Source organism: Streptomyces sp. NPDC004327 (genome assembly GCF_042873935.1).
Lineage (GTDB): Bacteria > Actinomycetota > Actinomycetes > Streptomycetales > Streptomycetaceae > Streptomyces.
Genome location: NZ_JBIAME010000011.1, coordinates 240436 through 264062 on the forward strand (window position 1 = coordinate 240436; position 23627 = coordinate 264062).

General features: G+C 73.7%; 16 protein-coding genes. 3 read left to right on the forward strand and 13 right to left on the reverse strand.

Going from position 1 to position 23627, the window contains the following annotated elements:
- Window positions 1–25 precede the first annotated feature (25 nt).
- The 3 genes from ACFYU9_RS32835 to ACFYU9_RS32845 all read left to right on the forward strand — a co-directional run bounded on the left by ACFYU9_RS32835 (window position 26) and on the right by ACFYU9_RS32845 (window position 2459).
- Window positions 26–1027 (forward strand): aldo/keto reductase, encoded by a 1002-nt coding sequence (locus ACFYU9_RS32835; protein WP_389208823.1) that lies wholly within the window; start codon window positions 26–28, stop codon window positions 1025–1027.
- 94 nt (window positions 1028–1121) lie between these two features.
- Complete coding sequence (locus tag ACFYU9_RS32840) at window positions 1122–2240, forward strand: PQQ-dependent sugar dehydrogenase (RefSeq protein ID WP_389347239.1); 1119 nt, start codon at window positions 1122–1124, stop codon at window positions 2238–2240.
- Between the two features lie 30 nt (window positions 2241–2270).
- A complete protein-coding gene (locus ACFYU9_RS32845; protein WP_389347241.1) occupies window positions 2271–2459 on the forward strand; it encodes a DUF6191 domain-containing protein in 189 nt (62 codons plus the stop codon).
- Here ACFYU9_RS32845 and ACFYU9_RS32850 read toward each other — a convergent pair whose 3' ends face one another.
- From ACFYU9_RS32850 to ACFYU9_RS32910, 13 genes are all read right to left on the reverse strand, one after another.
- Window positions 2460–5501: an AAA family ATPase gene (locus tag ACFYU9_RS32850; protein ID WP_389347243.1), complete on the reverse strand. Its 3042-nt coding sequence runs from the start codon at window positions 5499–5501 to the stop codon at window positions 2460–2462.
- A 46-nt stretch (window positions 5502–5547) separates the two neighbouring features.
- Complete coding sequence (locus ACFYU9_RS32855; RefSeq protein ID WP_389208815.1) at window positions 5548–5721, reverse strand: hypothetical protein; 174 nt, start codon at window positions 5719–5721, stop codon at window positions 5548–5550.
- Between the two features lie 159 nt (window positions 5722–5880).
- Entirely contained in the window at window positions 5881–8151 is a 2271-nt protein-coding gene (locus ACFYU9_RS32860) for an MMPL family transporter (RefSeq protein WP_389208813.1), read from the reverse strand.
- A 134-nt stretch (window positions 8152–8285) separates the two neighbouring features.
- Window positions 8286–10391, reverse strand: coding sequence for a phosphocholine-specific phospholipase C (locus ACFYU9_RS32865; protein ID WP_389347246.1), 2106 nt, complete (start codon window positions 10389–10391; stop codon window positions 8286–8288).
- Between the two features lie 232 nt (window positions 10392–10623).
- A complete protein-coding gene (locus ACFYU9_RS32870) occupies window positions 10624–12057 on the reverse strand; it encodes a ricin-type beta-trefoil lectin domain protein (RefSeq protein WP_389347249.1) in 1434 nt (477 codons plus the stop codon).
- 271 nt (window positions 12058–12328) lie between these two features.
- A complete protein-coding gene (gene gatB, locus ACFYU9_RS32875) occupies window positions 12329–13840 on the reverse strand; it encodes an Asp-tRNA(Asn)/Glu-tRNA(Gln) amidotransferase subunit GatB (protein WP_389347251.1) in 1512 nt (503 codons plus the stop codon).
- A 15-nt stretch (window positions 13841–13855) separates the two neighbouring features.
- The gene (locus ACFYU9_RS32880; RefSeq protein ID WP_389209220.1) at window positions 13856–14035 is read right to left on the reverse strand and encodes a hypothetical protein; all 180 of its coding nucleotides are present in this window, start codon (window positions 14033–14035) and stop codon (window positions 13856–13858) included.
- Window positions 14036–14097: 62 nt separating this feature from the next.
- Window positions 14098–15600 (reverse strand): Asp-tRNA(Asn)/Glu-tRNA(Gln) amidotransferase subunit GatA, encoded by a 1503-nt coding sequence (gene gatA / locus ACFYU9_RS32885; protein ID WP_389208807.1) that lies wholly within the window; start codon window positions 15598–15600, stop codon window positions 14098–14100.
- A gap of 7 nt (window positions 15601–15607) precedes the next feature.
- Window positions 15608–15904, reverse strand: a complete 297-nt coding sequence (gene gatC / locus ACFYU9_RS32890) for an Asp-tRNA(Asn)/Glu-tRNA(Gln) amidotransferase subunit GatC (protein ID WP_389347253.1) — start codon at window positions 15902–15904, stop codon at window positions 15608–15610.
- A gap of 97 nt (window positions 15905–16001) precedes the next feature.
- Window positions 16002–18149, reverse strand: a complete 2148-nt coding sequence (locus ACFYU9_RS32895) for a putative bifunctional diguanylate cyclase/phosphodiesterase (protein ID WP_389347255.1) — start codon at window positions 18147–18149, stop codon at window positions 16002–16004.
- Between the two features lie 215 nt (window positions 18150–18364).
- On the reverse strand, window positions 18365–20542 hold the full coding sequence (gene ligA, locus ACFYU9_RS32900; protein WP_389347257.1) for an NAD-dependent DNA ligase LigA: 2178 nt from the start codon (window positions 20540–20542) through the stop codon (window positions 18365–18367).
- Window positions 20543–20574: 32 nt separating this feature from the next.
- Window positions 20575–21588 carry a methionine synthase gene (locus tag ACFYU9_RS32905; RefSeq protein ID WP_389208801.1) on the reverse strand — a complete coding sequence of 338 codons (1014 nt, stop codon included), beginning with the start codon at window positions 21586–21588 and terminating at the stop codon, window positions 20575–20577.
- Entirely contained in the window at window positions 21585–23600 is a 2016-nt protein-coding gene (locus ACFYU9_RS32910) for a tetratricopeptide repeat protein (protein WP_389347260.1), read from the reverse strand. The genes ACFYU9_RS32905 and ACFYU9_RS32910 overlap by 4 nt, the downstream gene beginning before the upstream one ends.
- Window positions 23601–23627 lie beyond the last annotated feature (27 nt).

Sequence of the window (23627 nt, forward strand, 5' to 3'; positions counted from 1 at the left end):
CGGCACAGGGAGGGGTAGCGGCACGGTGGAGCGCAGGACGATCGGGGCGGCGGCGCTCGAAGTGGGGGCGGTGGGGCTCGGCTGCATGCCGATGAGCTGGGCGTACAGCGGGTCGCAGCGGCGGGGTGACCGCTCGCTGCGGGCGGTGCACGCGGCCCTGGACGCCGGGGTGGACCTGCTCGACACCGCCGACATGTACGGCCCCTTCACCAACGAGCTGCTGCTCGGCCGGGTGCTCAAGGAGCGCCGCGCGGACGCGTTCGTGTCGACGAAGTGCGGGCTCCTCGTGGGCGACGGGCACGTGGTGGCCAACGGCCGCCCCGGTTACGTCCGCCGGGCCTGCGACGCCTCGCTGCGGCGGCTGCAGACCGATGTGATCGACCTCTATCAGCTGCACCGGGCCGACCCCGAGGTGCCGGTGGAGGAGACCTGGGGCGCGATGGCGGAGCTGGTCCGGGCGGGCAAGGTGCGGTCGCTCGGGCTGTGCGCGGTGGGCGCCCGCACCACGCGGCGCGGCACCCGGGCCGGCGCCTTTGACGGAACGATCCGGCAGCTGGAGCGGATCCAGCAGGTCTTCCCGGTGAGCGCCGTCGAGGCCGAGCTGTCGGTGTGGTCGCCGGAGGTCCTGGAGCGGCTGCTGCCCTGGTGCGCGGCGCGCGGCGTGGGCTTCCTGGCCGCGATGCCGCTGGGCAGCGGCTTTCTGACCGGCACCCTGAAGCCGGGCGGCGGCTTCGAGGAGGACGACCCGCGGGCCCGGCACCCGCGCTTCACGGCCGAGATGATGGCCGCCAACCAGCCGCTGGTGGCCGGGCTGCGCCGGGTCGCGGCCCGGCACGGCGCGGACGTCACCCCGGCGCAGGTGGCGCTCGCCTGGGTGCTGGCGCAGGGCCCGCACGTGATCCCGATCCCGGGCGCGAAGCGGGAGCGCTGGGCCGTGGAGAACGCGCGGGCGGCCGAGCTCGTGCTGGACGCGGCGGACCTCGCGGAGATCGCGGGGCTGCCGGCGCCCCGGGGGTCGTGGGACTGACTCCGCGAGGCGCGGTGCCGGGCGTCGCGGGCCCGGCGTGATCGGCGGGACACCCCCTGGACGCGGGCCGGGTACGACGGAGAGGACCGGGAGCATGGGCAGGAGCGGGTTCGTCGCGGGTGCGGTCGCCGCGTTGTTGCTGGCCGCCGGGTGCTCGTCGCCCCCGTCCGCCCCGTCGGCGCCTCCGTCGTCCCCGTCGGCTCCTTCGTCCGCCACTGCTTCCACCGCCACCTCGCCCGCCCGCGTCCGCGTGGTCGGCACCCTCACCCGGGACCTGAAGTCCCCCTGGGGCCTCGTCGAGCTGCCCGGCGGCGATCTGCTCGTCTCCTCGCGCGACGAGCGGACGATCACCCGCGTCGACGCGCGCACCGGCCGGAAGACCTCGCTCGGCCAGGTGCCGGGCGTCGTCCCGGGCGGCGAGGGCGGGCTGCTCGGGCTCGCGCTGCGGGACGGACGGGTGTACGCCTACCTGACCTCGGCCACCGACAACCGGATCGTGCGCATGCGGTACGGCGGCGGGCCCGGCGACCGGCTCGGGGCGCCGGAGCCGGTGCTCACCGGCATCCCCAAGGGGCCGATCCACGACGGCGGCCGGATCGCCTTCGGTCCGGACGGGATGCTGTACGCCGGGACCGGCGAGACCGGGAAGGGCTCGCTCGCCCAGGACAAGGGCTCGCTCGCCGGCAAGATCCTCCGGATGACCCCGGAGGGCCGCCCCGCGCCCGGCAACCCTTTCCCGGGCTCCGTCGTCTGGTCCTACGGCCACCGCAACGTCGAGGGACTCGCCTGGGACGCGGACGGGCGGCTGTGGGCATCGGAATTCGGCCAGGACACCTGGGACGAGCTCAATCTGATCGAGCCCGGGCGGAACTACGGCTGGCCGGTGGTCGAGGGCCGCGCCGGGCGGCCCGGCTACACCGATCCGGTGGTCCAGTGGCCCACCGACGAGGCGTCGCCGAGCGGCATCGCCTACGCCCGGGGAGCGATCTGGGCTGCCGCGCTGCGCGGGCAGAGACTGTGGCGCGTTCCGGTCTCCGGAGCGGAACGTTCCGGGGAGCCCCAGGCGTTCCTGAAGGGTGAGTACGGTCGGCTGCGCACGGTCCTCGCGACCGCGGGCGGCACCCGGCTCTGGCTGGTGACCAGCGAGACCGACACCCGGGGCACCCCGGGCCCGGGGGACGACCGGATCCTCCGCTTGGAGATCTCGCCCTAGCGCCCCGAGGACCCGAGGAAGGCGAGGCCGATGTTCAGCTTCATGGAAGAGCTCTTCGCGCCCGGCCGCAAGCACACCGAGGACGAGCGGCAGCGGCTCGCCCTGACCCGGGAGGACATGGGCGACGGCGATCCCTCCCGGGGGCCGATAGACCTGACCTCCGGGAAGGTGACCATACGGAAGCCGGCCGCCGCCGACGCGGCGGCCGGCGACGGCTGATCAGGCGGAGGTCTCCAGGAGGCGCAGCCGGTGGGCCATCGCCGCCGCCTCGCCGCGCCCCGCGACGCCCAGCTTCGCGAGGATGTTGGAGACGTGGACGCTCGCCGTCTTCGGTGAGATGAACAGCGCCTCGGCGATCTGCCGGTTGGTGCGGCCCTCGGCGACGAGCCGCAGCACGTCCTGTTCGCGCGGGGTCAGACCGAAGGCGTCGTCCTGCTCCGGCTCGGGCTGCGCGGGCACGGCGGCCGGGCCGGTGACCGGGGCGAGCCGGGCGCGGGCGGCGAGCAGCTCGACGTCCTCGCGCAGCGGGTGCGCCCCGAGGCGTACGGCGGTGGTGTGGGCGTCACGGAGCAGCGCGGCGGCCTCGTCGCGCCGGCCGCCCTCGGCGAGCAGCGCGTCGGCGAGCCGCCGCCGGACCCGGGCGAGGTCGTAGGGCCGGTCGAGGGGCTCGTGGGCGGCGACGGCCTCGGCCCAGCGCTCGGCGGTGTCGCGGCCCTCGGCGCGGGCGAGTTCGGCGGACAGGTGCAGCGAGTGGGCCTGCCAGACGGGTGCGGGCGTGGCCAGGCCGCGGACGCCGCGGCGGATCAGGTCGAGCGCGGCGGCGCGGCCCTCGGCGGCGGCGGGCAGGCCCAGGTTGTCGGCCTCGGCGGTGGCGGCGGCGAGCAGGATCGGCCAGCCGTAGCGGTGGGAGCCGGGCGGGAAGCCGGCCTCGACCGCGGCGGCGAGCTCGGCGCGCACGTCGGCGAGCCGGCCCTCGGCGACGGCGACGAGGAGCGTCACGTGCGCGGTGATCAGGTTGTACTGCGGTATGGGGTCGCGGCCCTGGCCGTAGCGGTCGGCGGCCTCGGCGAGGCGGGCGGCGGCCGCGGCGGTGTCGCCGCGGGCGACGGCGAGCTGGGCGAGCAGGGCCAGGGCGCTGCCGCCCGGCTTGGTGCCGCCGGCGGCGGTGCGCAGCAGCGTCTCGGACTCCTCCTGGGCGCGGTCCCACTCGCCGAGCGAGTGCAGCGACTCGGCGAGGTTGGCGCGGATCCAGCCGGCGCTGTCGACGAGGCCGCGGGAGCGGGCCAGCTCGATGCCGGCGACGGCGGTCTCCACCGCCTCGCGGGAGCGGCCGAGTCCCTCCAGGGAGGAGGAGATGTTGACGTGGGCGCGGGCGGCCTCGTGGAACTGGCCGAGGGCCGTGGTCCGCGTCCGTACGGCGTGCATCTCGGCGAGTCCGTCCTCGACGTCGCCGGCGAGGACCAGGATGGTGCCGAGGGTGAGCCGCGCGTTGAGTTCGGTGGACTCGGCCTTGACCAGCCGGGCGTACTCGACGGCCCGTTCGGCGGCGGCGAGGGCCGCGGGGCCGGGGTTGCGGAGCATGCCCCAGCCGGCGGCGACGGCGAGCACGACGGCGTGCACGGCGGACGGCGGGAGGCCACGGACGAGTTCCTGGGCGCGGGCGATCTCGGCCCAGCCGTCGCCGCGGGCCAGGTTGGACTTCATGCGGGCCGCCTCGACGTAGAACCAGGCGGCGCGCAGCGGGTCCTGCTCGCCGTCCTCGTCGAGGATCCGGAGCGCCATCCGGCCGATCTTCAGGGCGCGTTCGCGTTCGCCGGAGAGGCGGGCGGCGAAGGCGGCCTCGGCGAGCAGGTCGACGTAGCGCAGCGGGGTGTTCTCGCGGTCGCCGCCGCAGGCCGGGTACGCCTCGGCGTAGTCGATGGGGCGCAGCGAGCGGCGGACCTCGTCGGCGACCTTGTCCCAGAGTTCCAGGGCGCGTTCGAGGAGCCGGAGCTGTTCGGCGTAGGCGTGGCGCTTGCGGGTCTCGACGGAGGCGCGGAGCACGGCGGGCAGCGCCCGGGCGGCGTCGTGGGCGTGGTACCAGTACGTGGCGAGCCGGTTGGCGCGCTCGTCGGCGCGGACGAGGCCGGGGTCGGCCCCCAGGGCCTCGGCGTAGCGGCGGTGCAGCCGGGTCCGCTCGCCGGGCAGCAGGTCGTCGCTGACGGCCTCGCGGACCAGGGAGTGGCGGAAGCGGTAGCCGTCGCCGTCGGGGGCGGCGAGCAGGATGTTGGCGCCGACGGCGGCGCGCAGGGCCTCGATGAGGGTGTCCTCGGGGAGTCCGGCGACGGCGGCGAGCAGGTCGAACTCGACGGTGGAGCCGCCTTCGGCGACGATCCGGACGACCCGCTGGGCCTCTTCGGGCAGGGTCTCGACGCGGACCAGGAGGATGTCGCGGAGGGATTCGCTCAGCGTGCCGACCTCGCGGCCGCACTCGTGGGAGGCGACGAGTTCCTCGACGAAGAAGGCGTTGCCGTCGGAGCGGCGGAAGACCTCGTCGAGCAGGGCCGGTTCGGGTTCGGCGGCGAGGATGCCGGTGAGCTGGCGGTGCACCTCGGCGCGGGTGAAGCGGGCGAGTTCGACGCGGCGGACGGAGCGCAGCCGGTCGAGTTCGGCGAGCAGCGGGCGCAGCGGGTGGCGCCGGTGGATGTCGTCGGCGCGATAGGTGGCGACGACCGTGATCCGGCCGCGGTCGAGGGTGCGGAAGAGGTAGGCGAGCAGGTGCCGGGTGGAGGCGTCGGCCCAGTGCAGGTCCTCCAGGACGAGGACGAGGGCGCGGTCCCCGGCGACGTTCTCCAGGAGCCGTGCGGTCAGCTCGAAGAGGCGGGCGGTGGCGTCCTCGGCGGCGGGTTCGAGGCCGCCGACGTCGCCGAGTTCGGGGAGCAGCCGGGCGAGTTCGCCCTCCTGGCCGTCGGCGGCGGCGGCGAACTCCTCGGGCAGTTCCCGGCGCAGGGCGCGCAGGGCGGTGGAGAAGGGCGCGAAGGGCAGGCCGTCGGCGCCGACCTCGACGCAGCCGCCGAGGGCGACGATGGCGCCCTGGGCGCGGGCCCGGGCGGTGAACTCCTCGATGAGGCGGGTCTTTCCGACACCTGCCTCGCCTCCGACGAGCAGCGCCTGGGGCTCTCCCGCGCCGCCGCGGGAGAGCGCCTCGGTGAGGGCGGTGAGTTCGCCGGCGCGGCCGACGAAGACGGGGCTGACTGACCTGGTCTCCACGGCGCCGAGCATCGCACAGAGATCCGGTGCTCCGCTCGTACGGGTGCGCATCGGGTGGTCACGCGGCCCGTGCGAAGCGGTTGCGGTCGGCGCTCACCCGGCCCTCCGGTTCCTGGCGGCCGGTGCGGCGGGCGCGGCGGCCGGCGCGGGCGGCCTCGTGGGCCAGGCGCTGGGCGGCGGCCTCGGCGACGAGCTCGTTGTGGTGGGCGACGTGCAGCTGGTACTCGAACATCGTGTTCTCCCCGGTGATTTCGGTTTCGGTATCGCTCCTTGCGATGCCTCTACTTTCGTCTCCCAGGGGGGTGCGCGGCATCGGGCGGGTGCCGCATGTTCGGAGTACGGGGGGCCTTAGACGTACCCGGGGGTGCCTTAGGGCCTGTCCGAGCGGGTCCTAGGCGTCCTCGGTCCTGGCCACGGACACCCGCTGCGCGGGGATCGCGGCGCCCTCCACGGCACCCGCGGCATCCACGGCGCCGGCGGTCCGTGCCGCGATGTCCGCGCGGGCGTCGGCGGCCACGCGGCACTCGGGCGGTTCGATGCTGATCCGGGGCAGACGGCGGTCCAGCCAGCGGGGCAGCCACCAGTTGGCGCCGCCGAGCATGTGCATGAGGGCGGGGACGAGGAGGGTGCGCAGGACGAAGGCGTCCAGGGCGACGGCGGCGGCGAGCGCGATGCCGAACATCGCGACGACCCGGTCGCCGGAGAGCACGAAGGCGAGGAAGACGGAGATCATGATGACCGCCGCCGAGTTGATCACCCGGCTGGTCTCGGCGAGGCCGACCCGGACCGCACGGCGGTTGTCGCCGGTCTCCAGCCACTCCTCGTACATCCGGCTGACCAGGAAGACCTGGTAGTCCATGGAGAGGCCGAAGAGCACCGAGACCATGATCACGGGCAGGAAGGGTTCGATGGGCCCGGCGCTGCCGAGGCCGAGCGCCTCGCTGCCCCACCCCCACTGGAAGATCGCGACGACCACGCCGAAGGCGCCCGCGACGGCCATGATGTTCATCAGCGCGGCCTTGAGCGGGATGCCGATGGACCGGAAGGCGAGCAGCAGGAGCACGCAGCCGAGGGCGATCACGACGCCGACGAACAGCGGCAGCTTGCCGATGATGATCTGCGCGAAGTCGTCGAAGGAGGCGGTGACGCCGCCGACGTGGACCTGGAGCGAGGTGCCGTCGGAGACGCTCGGCACGACGTCGTGGCGCAGCCGGTCGACCAGTTCGCTGGTGGCCGTCGACTGCGGCGAGGAGTCCGGGACGACGGTGATCACGGCGGTGTCGCCGGAGCCGTTGTACGTGATCGGGGAGACCGACTCGACGCCCTTGGTGTGGGCGAGGCGGGCCGGCAGCTCGTCGAGGGCGAGCCGGTCGTCGGCGCCGTCGAGCGAGGCGACGAGGGTGAGCGGCCCGTTCGCACCGGGTCCGAAACCGTCGGCGATCAGGTCGTAGGCCTTGCGGGTGGTCGCGGTGGCCGGGTTGTTGCCCTGGTCGGAGGAGCCGAGGTGGAGCGAGAACGTCGGCAGGGCGAGCACCGCCATGACGAGGACGGCGACCGCGCCGAGCAGCTTCGGGTGGCGCTCGACGAAGGCGGACCAGCGGGCCGCGAAGCCGGTGGGCAGCTCCGGCTGCGGGCCGTGCTCGGCGAGCTGCCGGCGCTCGCGTCGGCTGAGGGCGCGCATGCCGATGAGGGAGAGCAGCGCGGGCAGCAGGGTGACGGAGGCGGCGACGGTGAGGACGACGGTCAGCGAGGCGGCGATGGCGACGCCGTTGAGGAAGCTGAGCCGCAGGATCAGCATGCCGAGCAGCGCGATGCAGACGGTGGCGCCCGCGAAGACCACGGCCCGGCCGGTGGTGGCGACCGCGATGCGGGCGGCCTCGGCGACCGGCAGGCCGCGTTTGAGGCCCTTGCGGTGCCGGGTCACGATGAACAGCGCGTAGTCGATGCCGACGCCCAGTCCGATGAGCGTGCCGAGCATCGGGGCGAAGTCGGCGACCGTCATGACGTGGCCGAGCAGCACGATGCCGGAGAAGGCGATGCCGACGCTGACCAGGGCGGTCGCGATGGGGAGCAGGGCGGCGGCGAGGGAGCCGAAGGCGAGGAAGAGCACGACGGCGGCGACGGCCACGCCGACGATCTCGGCCATGTGCCCGCCGGTGCCCACGGTGGCCCCGACGGCGGCACCGCCGAGCTCGACCTGGACGTCGTCGGTGGCCGCGGCCTTGGCGGTGTCGACGAGGGCCTGGGCCTGGGCCTTGGGGATGTCGTTGGCCTGGGCGTCGAAGGCGACGGTGGCGTAGGCGGTGTGCCCGTCCGCGCTGATCTGGCCCTGCGCGGAGCCGTAGGGGGAGGTGACGGAGGCGATGCCGGGGAGGGCCTCGACCTGGCGGAGCATGCCGGTCATGCGCTGCTCGACGCCGGCGGCGCTCACGCTGCCGCGGTCGGTGTGCCAGACGATGGTGTCGGTGTCACCGCCGGCGCCGTGGAAGCCCTGTTCCAGGAGGGCGGTGGCACGGCCGGACTCGGTCCCGGGGACCTCGTAGTCGTTGGAGTACGCGTTCCCGGCGAGCGCCGCTCCGGTGACGGCCCCGCCGAGGGCGAGGAGCCAGAGCAGGACGGCGACGAGGCGGTGCTTCACGCACCATCGGGCGATGGCTGCCAACGGACGCGCTCCCTGGATGGATCGGTGTTCCGCCCACTGTCGCAGCCAAACGTGATCCTTTGTCCGTTTCGTGGCAATGCTCACAGGGCCATAAGGGCCCTGTGAGCTACGGGACCTCAGCGAGCTGCGCGACCTCAGCCCGAGACGCTCGGGCGGCCGTTCTCGATGTGGCCCATGAGCCGGCGGCGGAAGCCGTCGGGGGCGGTGACCTCGATGTCGTACCAGCCGTGCGCGTCGGCGGCGGAGTGCACGACCGTGCGTGACCGGCCCGGCTTCACGGTGACGGTGCGCGTCCAGTCCGTGAGGTCGTCGGCGTCCACGTAGCCGAGCGGCCGGACGGTGAAGGCGACCGGGGCCGCGGAGTCGTTGCGCAGGGTGAGGTGCAGGTCGCGGTCGTGGTGGTCGATGCGCGAGGCGAGCCCGGCGCCGCCCGCGGCCGGGCCGGCGAACTCGCGGCGGAAGCCGTTGGGCCCGGTGACCGTGAAGCGGTAGCGCTCCCCGGCGACCGGGACCCGCCACTCCCCCGCACCCCGGACGTCGGTGTGCTGCGGGACGGCGAACTCGCCCGCGTACGGGTAGAGCGCGAAGTGCGCGCTCGCCCGGCCGGTGTTGCTCAGCGCGACCGTGACGGCACCGTCGCCGACCGTGGCCGAGGCGTCCGGCTGGTACGGCAGCGGGCGCGCCGGGCGCGTGCCGGGCTCCTGCACCGGCATCGTCTGGACGGCCGGCGGCTGCGGCCGCCAGCGGCCGCTGAACGGCGGGACCGGGCCGGGCTGCTCGACGGGCGGCAGGGCGCGGGTGCGCCGCCAGTCGAAGGCGGAGGTGAGATCGCCGGTGACGGCCCGGCGCCAGGGCGTGATGTTGGGCTCCCGGACGCCGGTCAGCCGCTCCAGGAAGCGGATCACGGAGGTGTGGTCGAAGGTCTCGGAGCAGACGTAGCCGCCGACCGTCCACGGGGAGACCACGAGCAGCGGGACCCGGATGCCGAGGCCGGTGGGCCGCCCCTGCCAGCGCTCGTCGGTGTTCCCGGCCGGCGGGACGGGCGGCGGGACGTGGTCGAAGAAGCCGTCGTTCTCGTCGTAGTTGATCAGCACGACCGTGTGGCGCCACACCTCGGGGTGCGCGCCGAGGGCGTCGAGCACCTTGTAGACGAGGCTCGCGGAGGCGACCGGCGAGGAGGAGCCGGGGTGCTCGGAGTCGATCGCCGAGGGCACCAGGTAGGAGACCTCGGGCAGCGTGCCGGCGGCGACGTCGGCGCGGAAGGCGTCGGCCAGGGTGCCGCTCTCGACCCGGCGCAGGCCGCGCTCGAAGAGCGAGTGCTCGGCGTCGGTGAGGGTGGCCACGCCCTCCTCCAGGAGGCCGAGGAGCCTGGCCCGCTCGGCGGGGTCGGCGCTCTCGCGGACGGCCGCGTAGAAGGACTCCATGAAGGTGTGCGGCGCCGCGCCGCCCGTGCCGGTCCTCGCGAGCGCCTTGCGGGCGACCTGCTTGAAGGTGGTGAAGAACTCGATGTTGTTGTCGGTGAAGTTCTCCCACTCGGTGTACGTCTTCCAGCTGCGCCCGGCGGCTTCGAGCCGCTCGGCGTAGGTGGGCCAGCCGTAGCCCGGGTGGGTGTCCTCGGCGTAGGCGGCGTTGGTGACGGCGCGGCCGCCGTCGGCCTCGTAGCCGGTCCAGCCGGACCACAGGTGGTTGCGGTTGGGGCTGGTGGAGGTGTGGATGGAGGAGTGGTAGGCGTCGCAGATGGTGAAGGAGTCGGCGAGCTCGTAGTGCAGCGGGATGTCCTGGCGGTCGTAGTACGCCATCGTGGCCGCGGTCTTCGCGGAGACCCAGCCGTCCATCCAGCCGTCGCGCCAGGCCCGGGCGCCGCCGCTCCAGGAGTGGTCCAGGGCGCCGATGTACTGGAGGTCCTTCGCCTGCGCCGCGGCGGCGCCGCGCACCGGGAAGGGCAGCACGGTCCGGCCGAGCGGGCCCGGCTGCTCGAAGACGTTCGCGCCGGAGGGCAGTTCGACCGCGTTGCGGTCGCCGAAGCCGCGGACGCCGCGCAGGGTGCCGAAGTAGTGGTCGAAGGAACGGTTCTCCTGCATCAGGACCACCACGTGCCGGACCGCCGACATCCCGCCCGCCGGCGGCTCCGCGGCCATCGCCGCCTGCAACGACGGCGGCAGCAGCGACCCGGTGGCGGCGACGCCCAGCGCGCCTCCGCCGAGCGCGAGCAGCCTTCTGCGCGAAAACTCCGGTGTCAACGCCCCGACCTCTCTCCTCGACAGCCCGCGGCTCCTTCGCCGGGCCACGGGGTGGTACGGCGGGGACGCTAATGAGACGGGATGACGCGAAGGAGGCCCGGCAGCGGCCCCGGAATGAACGTACGGGCGGCCGCGGCTCCTCGCCGCGACCGCCCGTACGGGTCGTGCCGGTCATGCCGGTCATGCCGGTCATGCCGGTCGTGCCGGCCTCACCGGTCGTGCGGTCAGCGGGTCAGCTGCGCTGCCACTTCTGGTTGGTGCCGTCGTTGCCGTACCAGAGGCCGACCGCGCTGCCCGCGGACGTGGCCTGGCCGCCGACGTCGAGGGCCAGGCCGGAGTCCTGGGCCGTGATCGAGCCGCCGGCGTTGATGTTCCACTTCTGGTTGCTGCCGCCGTTGCACGGCCACAGGATCAACGGGGTGCCGCCCGCGGTGCCGCCGTGGTCGACGTCCAGGCACATGTCGCCGTACACCCGCAGCTCCTTGGCCGCGGTGTAGGTCCACTGCTGGTTCTCGCCGCCGTTGCAGTACCAGATGGCCATCCGGGTGCCCGGCTCGCGCGAGACGCCGGGCACGTCCAGGCAGAGGCCGGAGCCCACGCCGCGCAGCGCGCCGGAGGTGATGGCCGGGCGGCCGGTGCCGAACCAGGACCAGGCGAGCCGGTCGGCGGCGGAGGTGTTGGTGGTGCGCAGGGTCAGGTCGGTGCCGGTGCCCTGGAGCTCGGTGAGGCTGTACCAGTCGCCGTTGCGGAGCCCGGGCCAGTAGACCGAGCCCATGTTCAGCTCGCGCAGGGTGTCGGTGGCGGCCTGGAGGTAGGCGATCTCGTGGTTGGCGCTGACCGGGCCGTTGTAGTCCAGGCCGGTGGTCAGCGTGGCGCCGAACTCGGTGAGGACCGTGCGCGAGGCGCAGCCGCCCACCTTGGTGCGCAGGTCGGCGGACCAGTTGGCGTGCTGGTTCCAGTCCGCGTGCCAGAAGCCGTACTGGTGCAGCGAGAGGTGGGTGCCCGCGAGGCGGCTGTCGGCGCACACGGGCCGGACGTCCTCGCTGTAGCCGGTGCCGCCGACGAAGACGCGGTCGCGCGGGATGCTGCGGCCGTGGTCGCCGAGCCAGCGGGCGGCGGTGTCGGTCCACTCGCTCGCGCTGTAGCCGAACGGCTCGTTCATCGGCTCGAAGTAGACCCGGTCGTTGTCGCCGTAGCGGTCGACGATCGTCGACCACATCGTGTCGTAGGCGGCCTGGTCGTCGATCCGGCCGTCCTTGGCGGCGGTGCCCTCCCAGTAGGCGAGCAGGACCTTGGCGCCCTTGCCGACGGCGGCGTCGATGGCTCCGGTGTACGAGCCCCACCACGGGCCGTTGACGGTGGCCGGGTTGACCGGCAGCCGCACGGTGTCGGCGCCGAACTTGGTCTGGAACTGGCCGACGACGGCGGCGGACTTCTGGTACGTCGTCAGGTAGTCGTCCGCGGTCGACAGTCCGGACGGGACGACCTCGTCGTCGGCGTAGTTGTCGCGCGGGTCGGCCCAGTTGACGCCGTGGAACCGGCTGCTGTCCGGGGCGGTGGCGGCGGCCGCCGTGGCGGCGAACGGGCCGGCCTGCAGGCCGACCACGCCGGCGAGGCCGAGGGAGCCGACGGCGGCCAGCGCCAGGGCTCTTCGGATAACGGACATCTCTTTCCCCCATACGATCAGAGACAGATCAGGCGCGATCGTATAGCAGTGGAATACAGCGGCAACCCGATCGCATTTCGGCCAATCGGCAGCACGTCACTCGGCCGCCCACCCCGCCCGGGCCGCCGTGGAGCCCGGCCCCGACGGCCTCTTCCCCCACCTGTCCGGAAACTGTCCGGAAATCGCCGACCGGCGCACGGACGCGCCGCACGACAGTGGCCCCGCACCGGAACTCCGGTGCGAGGCCACTGTGGTGCGGCTGAGTGGACGATCAGCCCTCGCTGACGCCCAGCTTCTCCAGGATCAGGTCCTTGACCTTCGCCGCGTCCGCCTGGCCACGGGTGGCCTTCATGACCGCGCCGACCAGGGCGCCGACCGCGGCGACCTTGCCGCCGCGGATCTTGTCGGCGATGGCCGCGTTGCCCGCGATGGCCTCGTCGACGGCCGTGCCGAGCGCGCTGTCGTCGGAGACGACCTTCAGACCGCGCTTCTCGACGACCTCGTCCGGGGTGCCCTCGCCGGCGAGGACGCCCTCGATGACCTGACGGGCCAGCTTGTCGTTCAGGTCGCCGGAGGCGACCAGGGCCGACACGCGGGCGACGTCCGCCGGGGTGATGGGCAGCTCCTCAAGGGAGACGCCCCGCTCGTTGGCGTTACGGGCCAGCTCGCCCATCCACCACTTGCGGGCCGACGCCGCGTCGGCGCCCGCCTCGGTCGTGGCGACGATCGCGTCGACCGCGCCCGCGTTGAGGATGGACTGCATGTCCAGCTCGGACACGCCCCACTCCTCGCGCAGCCGGTTGCGGCGCACGCGCGGCAGCTCGGGCAGACCGCCCCGCAGCTCCTCGACCCACTCGCGGGAGGGGGCCACCGGCACCAGGTCCGGCTCGGGGAAGTAGCGGTAGTCCTCGGCGTTGTCCTTGATGCGGCCGGAGGTGGTGGTGCCGTCGTCCTCGTGGAAGTGACGGGTCTCCTGCACGACCGTGCCGCCGGCGGACAGGATCGCCGCGTGACGCTGGACCTCGAAGCGCGCCGCGCGCTCCACGGAGCGGAGCGAGTTGACGTTCTTCGTCTCCGAGCGCGTACCGAAGGTGCTGGAGCCCTTCGGCATCAGCGACAGGTTGACGTCGCAGCGCATCTGGCCCTTGTCCATGCGCGCCTCGGAGACGCCCAGGGCGCGGATCAGCTCGCGCAGCTCCGCCACGTAGGCCTTGGCGACCTCCGGGGCCCGCTCGCCCGCGCCGACGATCGGCTTGGTGACGATCTCGATCAGCGGGATGCCGGCCCGGTTGTAGTCGAGCAGCGAGTGCGAGGCGCCGTGGATGCGGCCGGTCGCGCCACCGATGTGGGTGGACTTGCCGGTGTCCTCCTCCATGTGGGCGCGCTCGATCTCCACACGGAAGATCTCGCCGTCCTCCAGCTGGACGTCCAGGTAGCCGTCGAAGGCGATGGGCTCGTCGTACTGGGAGGTCTGGAAGTTCTTCGGCATGTCCGGATAGAAGTAGTTCTTCCGGGCGAAGCGGCACCACTCGGCGATCTCGCAGTTCAGCGCGAGACCGATCTTGATGGCGGACTCGACGCCGACGGCGTTGACGACCGGCAGGGCGCCGGGCAGGCCGAGGCAGGTCGGGCAGGTCTGGGCGTTGGCGTCCTGGCCGAGCTCGGTCGAGCAGCCGCAGAACATCTTCGTCTTCGTGCCCAGCTCGACATGGACCTCCAGGCCCATGACGGGGTCGTACGTGGCGAGCGCCGCCTCGTACGACAGCAGTTCAGTGACAGTCACGGTGGAACTTCCCTCTCAGCCCAGCAGGACGTCGTCGTCGCCGAGACGCTTCAGCTCGCGGTACAGGATCGCGAGGCCGGTGACGATCGCGGCGGCGGACACGACGGCGTCGACGAGCTTGAGCGTGTCGTGCTCGTTGCGGGCCTTCTTGATCTGCTTCGTCACGCTCACGGCGCCGAACGCGGTGGTGGCCATGGACAGGTACGTACCGGTCTTGGACTTCTTGAAGCCCTTGGCCTTCTGCAGTGCACTGGTGCTCACAGCGACGGAGCCTCCTCAAGCAGCGGGTGACCCCACTTTTCCACGAAGGCGGCCTCGACGGCGGCGCCGACCTTGTACAGCCGGTCGTCCTTCATGGCGGGGGCGATGATCTGCAGGCCGACCGGCAGTCCGTCCTCCGGCGCCAGGCCGCAGGGCAGCGACATGGCGGCGTTGCCGGCCAGGTTGGTCGGGATGGTGCACAGGTCCGCGAGGTACATCGCCATCGGGTCGTCGGCGCGCTCGCCGATCGGGAAGGCGGTGGTCGGCGTCGTCGGCGACACCATCACGTCGACCTGCTCGAACGCCTTCTCGAACTCGCGGGTGATGAGGGTGCGGACCTTCTGGGCCGAGCCGAACCACGCGTCGTAGTAGCCCGAGCTCAGCGCGTACGTGCCGAGGATGATGCGGCGCTTGACCTCGGGGCCGAAGCCGGCCTCGCGGGTGAGCGCGGTGACGTCCTCGGCGGACCGGGTGCCGTCGTCGCCGGTGCGCAGTCCGTAGCGCAGACCGTCGAAGCGGGCCAGGTTGGAGGAGCACTCGGACGGCGCGATCAGGTAGTACGCGGAGAGCGCGAGGTCGAAGGACGGGCAGTCCACCTCGACGATCTCGGCGCCGAGCGACTTCAGCAGCTCGACGGACTCGTCGAAGCGCTGCATGACGCCGGCCTGGTAGCCCTCGCCGCGGAACTGCTTGACGACGCCGACGCGCATCCCGGCCACCGAGCCGTTGCGGGCGGCCTCGACCACCGGCGGGACCGGCAGGTCGATGGAGGTGGAGTCGAGCGGGTCGTGCCCGGCGATCGCCTCGTGCAGCAGGGCCGCGTCGAGCACCGTGCGGGCGCAGGGGCCGCCCTGGTCGAGCGAGGAGGAGAAGGCCACCATGCCGTAGCGGGAGACCGCGCCGTAGGTCGGCTTGACGCCGACCGTGCCGGTGACGGCGGCGGGCTGGCGGATCGAGCCGCCGGTGTCCGTGCCGATGGCGAGCGGGGCCTGGTACGCGGCGAGCGCTGCCGAGGAGCCACCGCCGGAGCCGCCCGGGATGCGGGTCAGGTCCCACGGGTTGCCGGTCGGGCCGTAGGCGCTGTTCTCCGTGGAGGAGCCCATCGCGAACTCGTCCATGTTGGTCTTGCCCAGGATGACCACGTCGGCGGCCTTGAGCTTCTTGACCAGGGTCGCGTCGTACGGCGGGATCCAGCCCTCGAGCATCTTCGAGCCGACCGTCGTGGGCACGCCCTTGGTCGTGAAGATGTCCTTGAGCGCCAGCGGCACACCGGCCAGCGGGCCGAGCCGCTCGCCCCGGGCGCGCTTCTCGTCCACGGCGCGGGCCTGGGCCAGCGCGCCCTCGCGGTCGACGTGCAGGAAGGCGTGGACCTTCTCGTCGACGGCGTCGATGCGCGCCAGGTGGGCCTCGGTGACCTGGACGGCGGTGAGCTCGCCGGAGGCGATCTTCGCCGCGGTCTCGGCGGCGGTGAGCTTGATGATGGTGCTGTTGTCCGTCATGACGTTCTTAGTCCTCCCCCAGGATCTGCGGCACCTTGAAACGCTGCTTCTCCTGGGCCGGGGCGCCGGAGAGCGCCTGCTCGGGGGTGAGCGACGGACGGACCTCGTCCGCGCGCATGACATTGGTCAGCGGCAGCGGGTGGGAGGTCGGCGGTACGTCTTGGTCGGCGACCTCGGAGACGCGGGCGACCGCGCCGATGATGTCGTCGAGCTGTCCGGCGAAGTGGTCGAGTTCTTCGGCCTTGAGCTCCAGACGCGCCAGCCGTGCGAGGTGTGCGACCTCCTCGCGCGTGATGCCAGGCATGCAGATCCTCACGGGGTGAGTGTGATGGTGTTGGCCCAATCCTATGGGGCCCGCACCGCTGCCCGTGAAACGGTTTGCCGTGACGGCGCGCGCACGGCTACTGCACGACGTGTCCGGAGGGGTGCTCGGAGGGGTGCTCGGAGGGGTGCTCGGAGTCCGCGAGCGCGGCGCTCGCGGCGATCTCCGAGGGGCGGCGCCAGCCGTGTTCGCCGCGGGCGCGGAGCCAGGCGGTGGCCTCGGCGGGCGGCATGGCGGCGGCCACCAGCCAGCCCTGGACGGCGTCGCAGCCCAGGTCGCGCAGGCGCTCCCAGGTCTCGTCGTCCTCGACGCCCTCGGCGACCACGAGCAGGCCGAGGGAGTGGGCGAGGTCGACGGTGCAGCGGACGATCTCGGCGTCCTCGGTGTCGACGGCGAGCCGGGCGACGAAGGAGCGGTCGATCTTCAGTTCGCTGACCGGGAGCCGGCGCAGGTGCACCAGGGAGGAGTAGCCGGTGCCGAAGTCGTCGAGGGACATCTTGACGCCGTGGCCGGTGAGACCGGCCATGGTGTCGGCGGCCCGCTGCGGGTCCTCCAGGAGGACGTGCTCCGTTATCTCCAGCTGGAGCGCGCCGGCCGGGACGCCGTGCCGGGCGAGCCGGGCGGCGACGGCGCCGGCGAAGCCGGGGGTGTGGACGTCGCGCGGCGAGACGTTGACGGCGACGGGCACGTCGAGGCCCTGGGCGCGCCAGCGGGCCACCTGGGCGAGGGCGGTCTCCAGGACGTACTCGGTGAGGTGGGGCATCAGGCCGGAGGACTCGGCGATGGCGATGAACTCGTCCGGCGGGACCTTGCCGCGCTCGGGGTGCACCCAGCGGACCAGGGCCTCCAGGCCGGCGACGTGGCCGTCGAAGCGGACCTTGGGCTGGTAGTGCAGCTCGACCTCGCCGGCGTCGAGGGCTCGGCGCAGGTCGCCGAGGAGCCCGAGCCGGTCGGGGGTGTTGGAGTCGCGCTTGGACTCGTACACCTCGACGCCGGTGCGGTCCCGCTTGGCCTGGTACATCGCCACGTCGGCGCGGCGCAGCAGGCCCTCGGCGTCGAGGGCGTGCTCGGGGAAGACGGCGACGCCGGCGCTGGCCTCCAGGACGAGGGTGAGCCCGTCGAGGTCGAGCGGCGAGGAGAGCTCGGCGACGAGGTGGCGGGCGACCCGCTGGGCGCTGGTGGTGGAGTCGGCGGTGGGCAGCAGCACGGCGAACTCGTCGCCGCCGAGCCGGGCGGCCTCGGCGCCGCGGGGCAGCGCGAGCCGCAGCCGCTCGGCGATCTGGAGCAGCAGCCGGTCGCCGGCGAGGTGACCGAGGGTGTCGTTGACCGAACGGAAGCGGTCGAGGTCGATCAGGACCAGGGCGGAGCGGACGCCCTCGCCCTCGGCCTCCTCCAGGGCGGTCCAGGTGCGTTCGAGGAGCCACTGGCGGTTGGGCAGGCCGGTGAGCGGGTCGCGCAGCTGTTCCTCGGCGCGGGCGCGGGCGATCCACAGGGTGGAGTCGAGGGCGATGAGCGGGACCGCGAAGAGCGGCAGGAGCGGCGGCCGGGAGGCGGCGACGACGCAGATGAGCGGGGCGATGGCGAGCAGCGCGACGGCGACCAGGCCCTGGCGGACCAGGGCGCTGCGGGCGGCCGTGGGCAGTCCGCGGCCCTGCGGCGCGAGCGCGTACCACAGCAGCATCCGGGTCGCCACGAGGTAGGCGACGGCGGCGAGGGCCACTTCCGGCACGGCGCCGATCCCCCAGTCGAGGGGCTGCCAGGGCCGCGCGACGGAAGGTACGGAGTCGAAGGTGGCGAGGACGAGGGCGGCGGCGCCGGTGCCGATGACGTCGACGGCGCCGTGCAGCAGGCCCTGGCGCCAGCGGTGCCGGCGGGCGCCGGCGACGAGCACGACGACGGCGAGCGAGACCAGACAGGCCGGCACCCAGCCGTAGAGGAGCAGGACGGCCAGGGTGAGGGCGGCGCCGGAGCCGGTGCCGCCCCACCAGCGGTCGCGGCCGAGCGCGACCAGATGGCCGACGATGATGCCGGTGAGCACGGCCAGCGACCAGCCCTGGGCGCCGCCGGGGAAGAGCGCCTGACCGGTGCTCAGCGCATGGTAGAGCCCGGCGGTGAGTGCGACGGCGGCGATGCCCACCAGGGCTCCGGGGAGTCCTGCGGTGATGCCCACGAAGGCCGCTCGGCCCTGGGGCCGTGCGACCGGGGCGGCGCTCTCGGTCGGTTTCATTCCCGTCCCTCTCACAGCGGGTGGTGCGCGTCCTGCTCCCGCACGCGCCGGCAGGGACCCTCGCGCGGCCGTGCGCGACGGACGCACGGTCACCACAGTAGGCCGCGGAGGGCCGCTACGGGCAGCGCTCTCCATCTCTTGCCCGAATGCGACCCGGCCACCCGTAACGATCTGGTATGCGCCGAACGGGTGAGCTTCCGCGGCCTCGTGGGCGGCTAGCCCTCGGTCGGGATCGCGGCCTCCTGAGCTGCCTCGGGCCCCTGTTCGAGCAGGATGGCGAAGCCGTCCTCGTTCAGAACCGGAACCTTCAGCTGCATCGCCTTGTCGTACTTGGAGCCCGGGTTGTCACCGACGACCACGAAGGCGGTCTTCTTCGAAACGGAACCCGTCACCTTCGCTCCTTGGGCCTGGAGCGATTCTTTTGCGCCATCCCTGGTGTAGTTCTGCAGGGTGCCGGTGACGACGACGGTCAGTCCGTCCAGCGGCCGCGGCCCCTGCTCCTCGCCGGCACCCTCGTCCTCGAAAGCGACCCCGGCCGCGCGCCACTTGCGCACGATCTCGCGGTGCCACTCCTCGGCGAACCACTGCTTCACGGCGGTGGCGATGATCCCGCCGACGCCGTCGACGGCGGCCAGCTCGTCCTCCGTCGCCTGCTCGATCCGCTCCAGGGAACGGAACTCGCGGGCCAGCGCCTCGGCCGCGACCGGGCCCACATGGCGGATCGACAGGCCGTTGAGGAAGCGGGCGAGCGGGCGGGTCTTCGCCGCCTCGATGTTCGCCAGCATGGCGAGGGCGTTCTTCTTCGGCTCGCCCTTCTGGTTGGCGAAGACGGAGACGACCTTCGGCTCGCCGGTCTTCGGGTCCCGCTTGGGCAGCCCGCTGTCCGCGTCGAGGACGTACGCCCGGACCGGCAGCAGCTGCTCGATCGTCAGGTCGAACAGGTCGCCCTCGTCGGCCAGCGGCGGCTCGGCCGGCTCCAGCGGACGGGTCAGCGCCGCCGCCGCGACCATGCCGAAGTTCTCGATGTCCAGGGACGAGCGCCCGGCCAGGAAGGCCAGCCGCTCGCGCAGCTGGGCGGGGCACGACCGCGCGTTGGGGCAGCGCAGGTCGATGTCGCCCTCCTTCATCGGCTTCAGCGGCGTGCCGCACTCCGGGCACTCGGCCGGCATCACGAACTCCCGCTCGGTGCCGTCCCGCAGGTCCGCGACCGGTCCGAGGATCTCCGGGATGACGTCACCGGCCTTGCGCAGCACGACGGTGTCGCCGATCAGCACGCCCTTGGCCTTCACCACGTCCTGGTTGTGCAGGGTGGCGAACTCGACCTCGGAGCCGGCCACCGTCACCGGCTCGACCTGCGCGTACGGCGTGACGCGGCCCGTGCGGCCGACGCCCACCTTGATGTCGACCAGCTTGGTGTTGACCTCCTCCGGCGCGTACTTCCACGCGATGGCCCAGCGCGGGGCGCGGGCCGTGGAGCCGAGCCGGCCCTGGAGCGGGATCTCGTCGAGCTTGACGACGACGCCGTCGATCTCGTGCTCGACGGAGTGCCGGTTCTCGCCGAAGTACGCGATGAAGTCCTTCACGCCGGCGAGGGTGTCGACCACCCTGTTGTGCCGGGCGGTGGGCAGGCCCCACTCGTGCAGCAGCTCGTACGCGTCCGAGAGCCGGGCGATCTCCAGGCCGTCACGGGCGCCGATGCCGTGCACCACCATGTGCAGCGGGCGGGTGGCCGTCACCCTGGGGTCCTTCTGGCGCAGCGAGCCCGCCGCCGCGTTGCGCGGATTGGCGAAGGGCTTGTCGCCGGCCTCGACCAGGCGCGCGTTGAGCCCCTCGAACGCCTCCATCGGGAAGTAGACCTCGCCGCGGATCTCCACCAGGTCCGGGACGCGCTCGCCGCGCAGCCGGTCCGGGATGTCGGCGATCGTGCGCACGTTCGGAGTGATGTCCTCGCCGGTGCGGCCGTCGCCGCGGGTCGCCGCGCGGGTCAGCCGCCCGTGCTCGTACGTGAGGTTGACGGCCAGGCCGTCGACCTTCAGCTCGCACAGGAAGTGGTAGTCGCCGGTGCCGACGTCCTTGGCGATCCGCTCGGCCCAGGCGGCCAGCTCCTCGTCGTCGAAGGCGTTGTCCAGCGACAGCATCCGCTCCCGGTGCTGCACGGACGCGAAGTCCGTCGCGTACGACCCGGCGACCTTCTGGGTCGGCGAGTCGGGCGTGCGCAGCTCCGGATACTCCTCCTCCAGCGCCTCCAGGTCGCGCAGGAGCCGGTCGAACTCCGCGTCGCTGACGACCGGCTGGTCGTTCACGTAGTACCGGAAGCGGTGCTCCTCGACCTGCTCCGCCAGCTCGGCGTGCTTCTCCCGCGCCTCCGCGGGGGCCCCCTGTTCGACTGCCACCGTTTCTCGTCCTCCCGAAGCCTGAAACCCGGTCACTCTGGGTTGTCCGCGAGCGACTTCGCCGCCCGCACACACTGCGCGAGGGCCTTGCGCGCGTACGCGCCCGAGGCACCCGCGAGACCGCAGGAGGGGGTGACCACCACGGACTCGGCGAGAGTCCCCGGATTCAGCCCCAGCCTGCGCCACAGCGTCCTGACACCCATGACGCTACCGCCCGGGTCTGACAATGCCCCCGCGACCGGGTCCGTGGACGGCACCACACCGGCGAAGAGCTTGGTCCCGGCCTCCACGGCCTCCCCGATCGGCTCCTCGTCACGCTCGGTGAGGAGCGAGAAGTCGAACGACACCCCGGCCGCGCCGGCCCGCCGCAGCAGCGCGAACGGCACCCCCGGCGCGCACGAGTGCACGACCACGGGCCCGTCGTGCACGGCGATCACCTCCCGCAGGGCCGCCTCCACCACCTGCCGGTCGACGGCCCGGTGGGTGCGGTAGCCGCTGGCGGTACGGATCCGGCCGAGGAGCACGGACGTCAGCGAGGGCTCGTCGAGCTGGAGCACGACCCTGGCCCCCGGCACCCGCCTGCGCACGTCGGCCAGATGCCCGCGCAGCCCCTCCGCGAGCGAGGCGGCCAGGTCCCGGCAGGCCCCGGCGTCCGACAGCGCCGCCTCTCCCCCGTGCAGCTCAAGGGCGGCGGCGAGCGTCCACGGTCCCACCGCCTGCACCTTCAGCGCGCCCTCGTACCCCTGCGTGAACTCCTCGAGCGCGTCCAGGTCCTCGCCCAGCCACGACCGCGCCCGCCGGGTGTCCCGCCCCGGCCGGTCGCTGATCCGCCACCCGCTCGGCTCCACGTGCGCGTACAGCTCGGCGAGCATCCCCGTGGTCCGCCCGATCATGTCGGCGCCGGGCCCGCGGGCGGGCAGCTCGGCGAGGAACGGGAAGTCCTCGAAGGAGCCGGTGACGGTCTTGGCGGCCTCGCGGGCGTCGGTGCCGGGGAGGGAGCCGACGCCGGTGGCGGGGGCCCAGGGGAAGTTGGTCTTGTCGCTCACCCACGCAGCGTACGTGCCGTGCGCTCCAGGGTCGCGCGGGTGGCGACGGTGACGGGGTGGCCGGGTCCGAGGACGCGGTTGCGGGCTTCGAGGACGGCGGTGAGCTCGGGGACGGCGGAGGCCGGGTCGAGGACGGTGGCGAGGTTGGAACGGGCCGTCAGGGTCTCCGGATGGTCGGCGGGCAGGAGCCGGAGCCTGACCGCCAGGACGGCTTCGAGCTCCGGGCGGGCGGCCTCGGGGTCGCCGAAGTCTCGGAGTACGCAGGCCCGGTTCTCGCGGGTGACGAGGACGCGGAGATCCTCCGGGCCGTGCAACCGGATCTCCGTCGCGTGCAAGGCGTCCAGCTCCGTCAGTGCCTCCCGGTGCCGTCCGAGAACGGCCAGGTTGACGGCGAGGTTGTTACGAGTGGCCAGGGTCATCGGGTGCTCGTGCCCGAAGAGGCCGAGGCGCAGGGCGAGCACCTCCGCGTTCTCCACGGCGGCCCGCTCGTCGTCGCCGGCCAGGTGCAGGGCGTTGGCACGCTCGTTCCGGACCACCAGGGTCAGCTTGTCGTCCGGGCCGAAGGCGCGCGTGCACTCCTCGGCCAGGCCGTCGAGCAGCGGCAGCACCTCCTCGGCCAGCCCCGCCGCCAGCAGGCCGCGGGCATGCCCCAGCCGGGCGAAGAGCGCCGTGGGGTGATGCTCCGGCAGCGCGCCGACGGCACCGTCCCGCACGGTCCGGCCGGCCTCGGCCGCCTCCCGCACCAGGCCCAGGACATCCAGCACGCTGATCGCGGTCACGGCCGCCCGCCACGTCCGCTCGGGGACCTCCGGCCCGAGGTCGTCGAGCAGATGAGGGACGAGCAGCGGCCACAGCGGGTGCCGGTCCTCCGGGTCGCCGAGCTCCCGTGCCAACTCCGCCGACAACCGCTCCCGCTCCCCGCGGTACGCGTCCCGCACCAGCGGATGCACCGTCACCACCGGCTCCCCCTCGCTCCGCAGCGCCGCGAGCCCCAGCCGGTCCAGCGCCCGCAGACAGCTCCACAGCTCCCCCGGCGGGATCGCGACCCGCTCCGGCGCGAACACCCGCAGCGGCACCGGCGCGTCGGCGAACCCGGCGAGGAGCCGGAGCAGGTCCTCAGCGTGGGTGTGGCCGCGGTCGTGGAGGAGGCCCAGCGCCATGGACCAGATCCGGGCGAGGGTGCCGTCGCCGTCCACGGTGACGTCCCCGGCGCCCAGCGCGGCGAGGTAGGCGGCGTAGGTGGCGGGTTCGGTGGGCGCCCGCAGGAAGGCCGGGCGTTCGGCGACCGAGGCCAGGTAGCGGCCGGCGCTGTCCAGGGCGAGGGGCAGGCCGCCAAGGCGTTCGGCGAGCGCTTCGGCGTCCGTCGCGGGGCCGGCCGTCTCGCCCGCGCGGTCGCCGAGGACGCGCGCGCCGTCGGGGGCGGGCAGCGCGGCGAGGGGGTGGAGGACGGGGCCGGTGCCCCAGGCGGCGGGGTCGCCGTCGCGGGTGGTGACGAGGACGAGGCCGCCGGTGCGGGCCGCGCGGACCCAGCCCGTACCGGCCGCGAGCGATCCCGGGCCGTCGAGCAGCGCCAGCTCGTCGGCGTTGTCGAGGACGAGGAGCCAGGGCCCGGGCAACGCGGCGAGGCGTTCCCACAACAGGTCGGCGCTCTGGCCGCTCGCCAGCTCGTCCTCGCGGACCCCGACCCGGCGGGCCACCGCCCGCAGCCCGCCCGCCAGCCGCCCGGCGTCCTGGGCCGCCACCCACCACACGGGCGCGCCGCGCCGCGCGAGGACGTCGGCGACCTCCAGGGCGAGGCTGGTCTTGCCCACGCCCCCGAGCCCGTACAGCACGTGCGTGCCGGAGGCGGAGCACAGCCGGGCGAGCAGTTCCGCACGGCCGCGGAGCGGGGTGCCGCGCCGTCCGAAGGGCGGGGCGACGGTGACCTCGTCGGCGGGCGGCGGGGCCTGGTGCACGACGAGGTGCTCGATGTGCCCGGCCTGGACGACGGTCCCGTGCCTCCCGCCCGACACGGCGTTGCCCCCGGGCCCCGCTCCCGC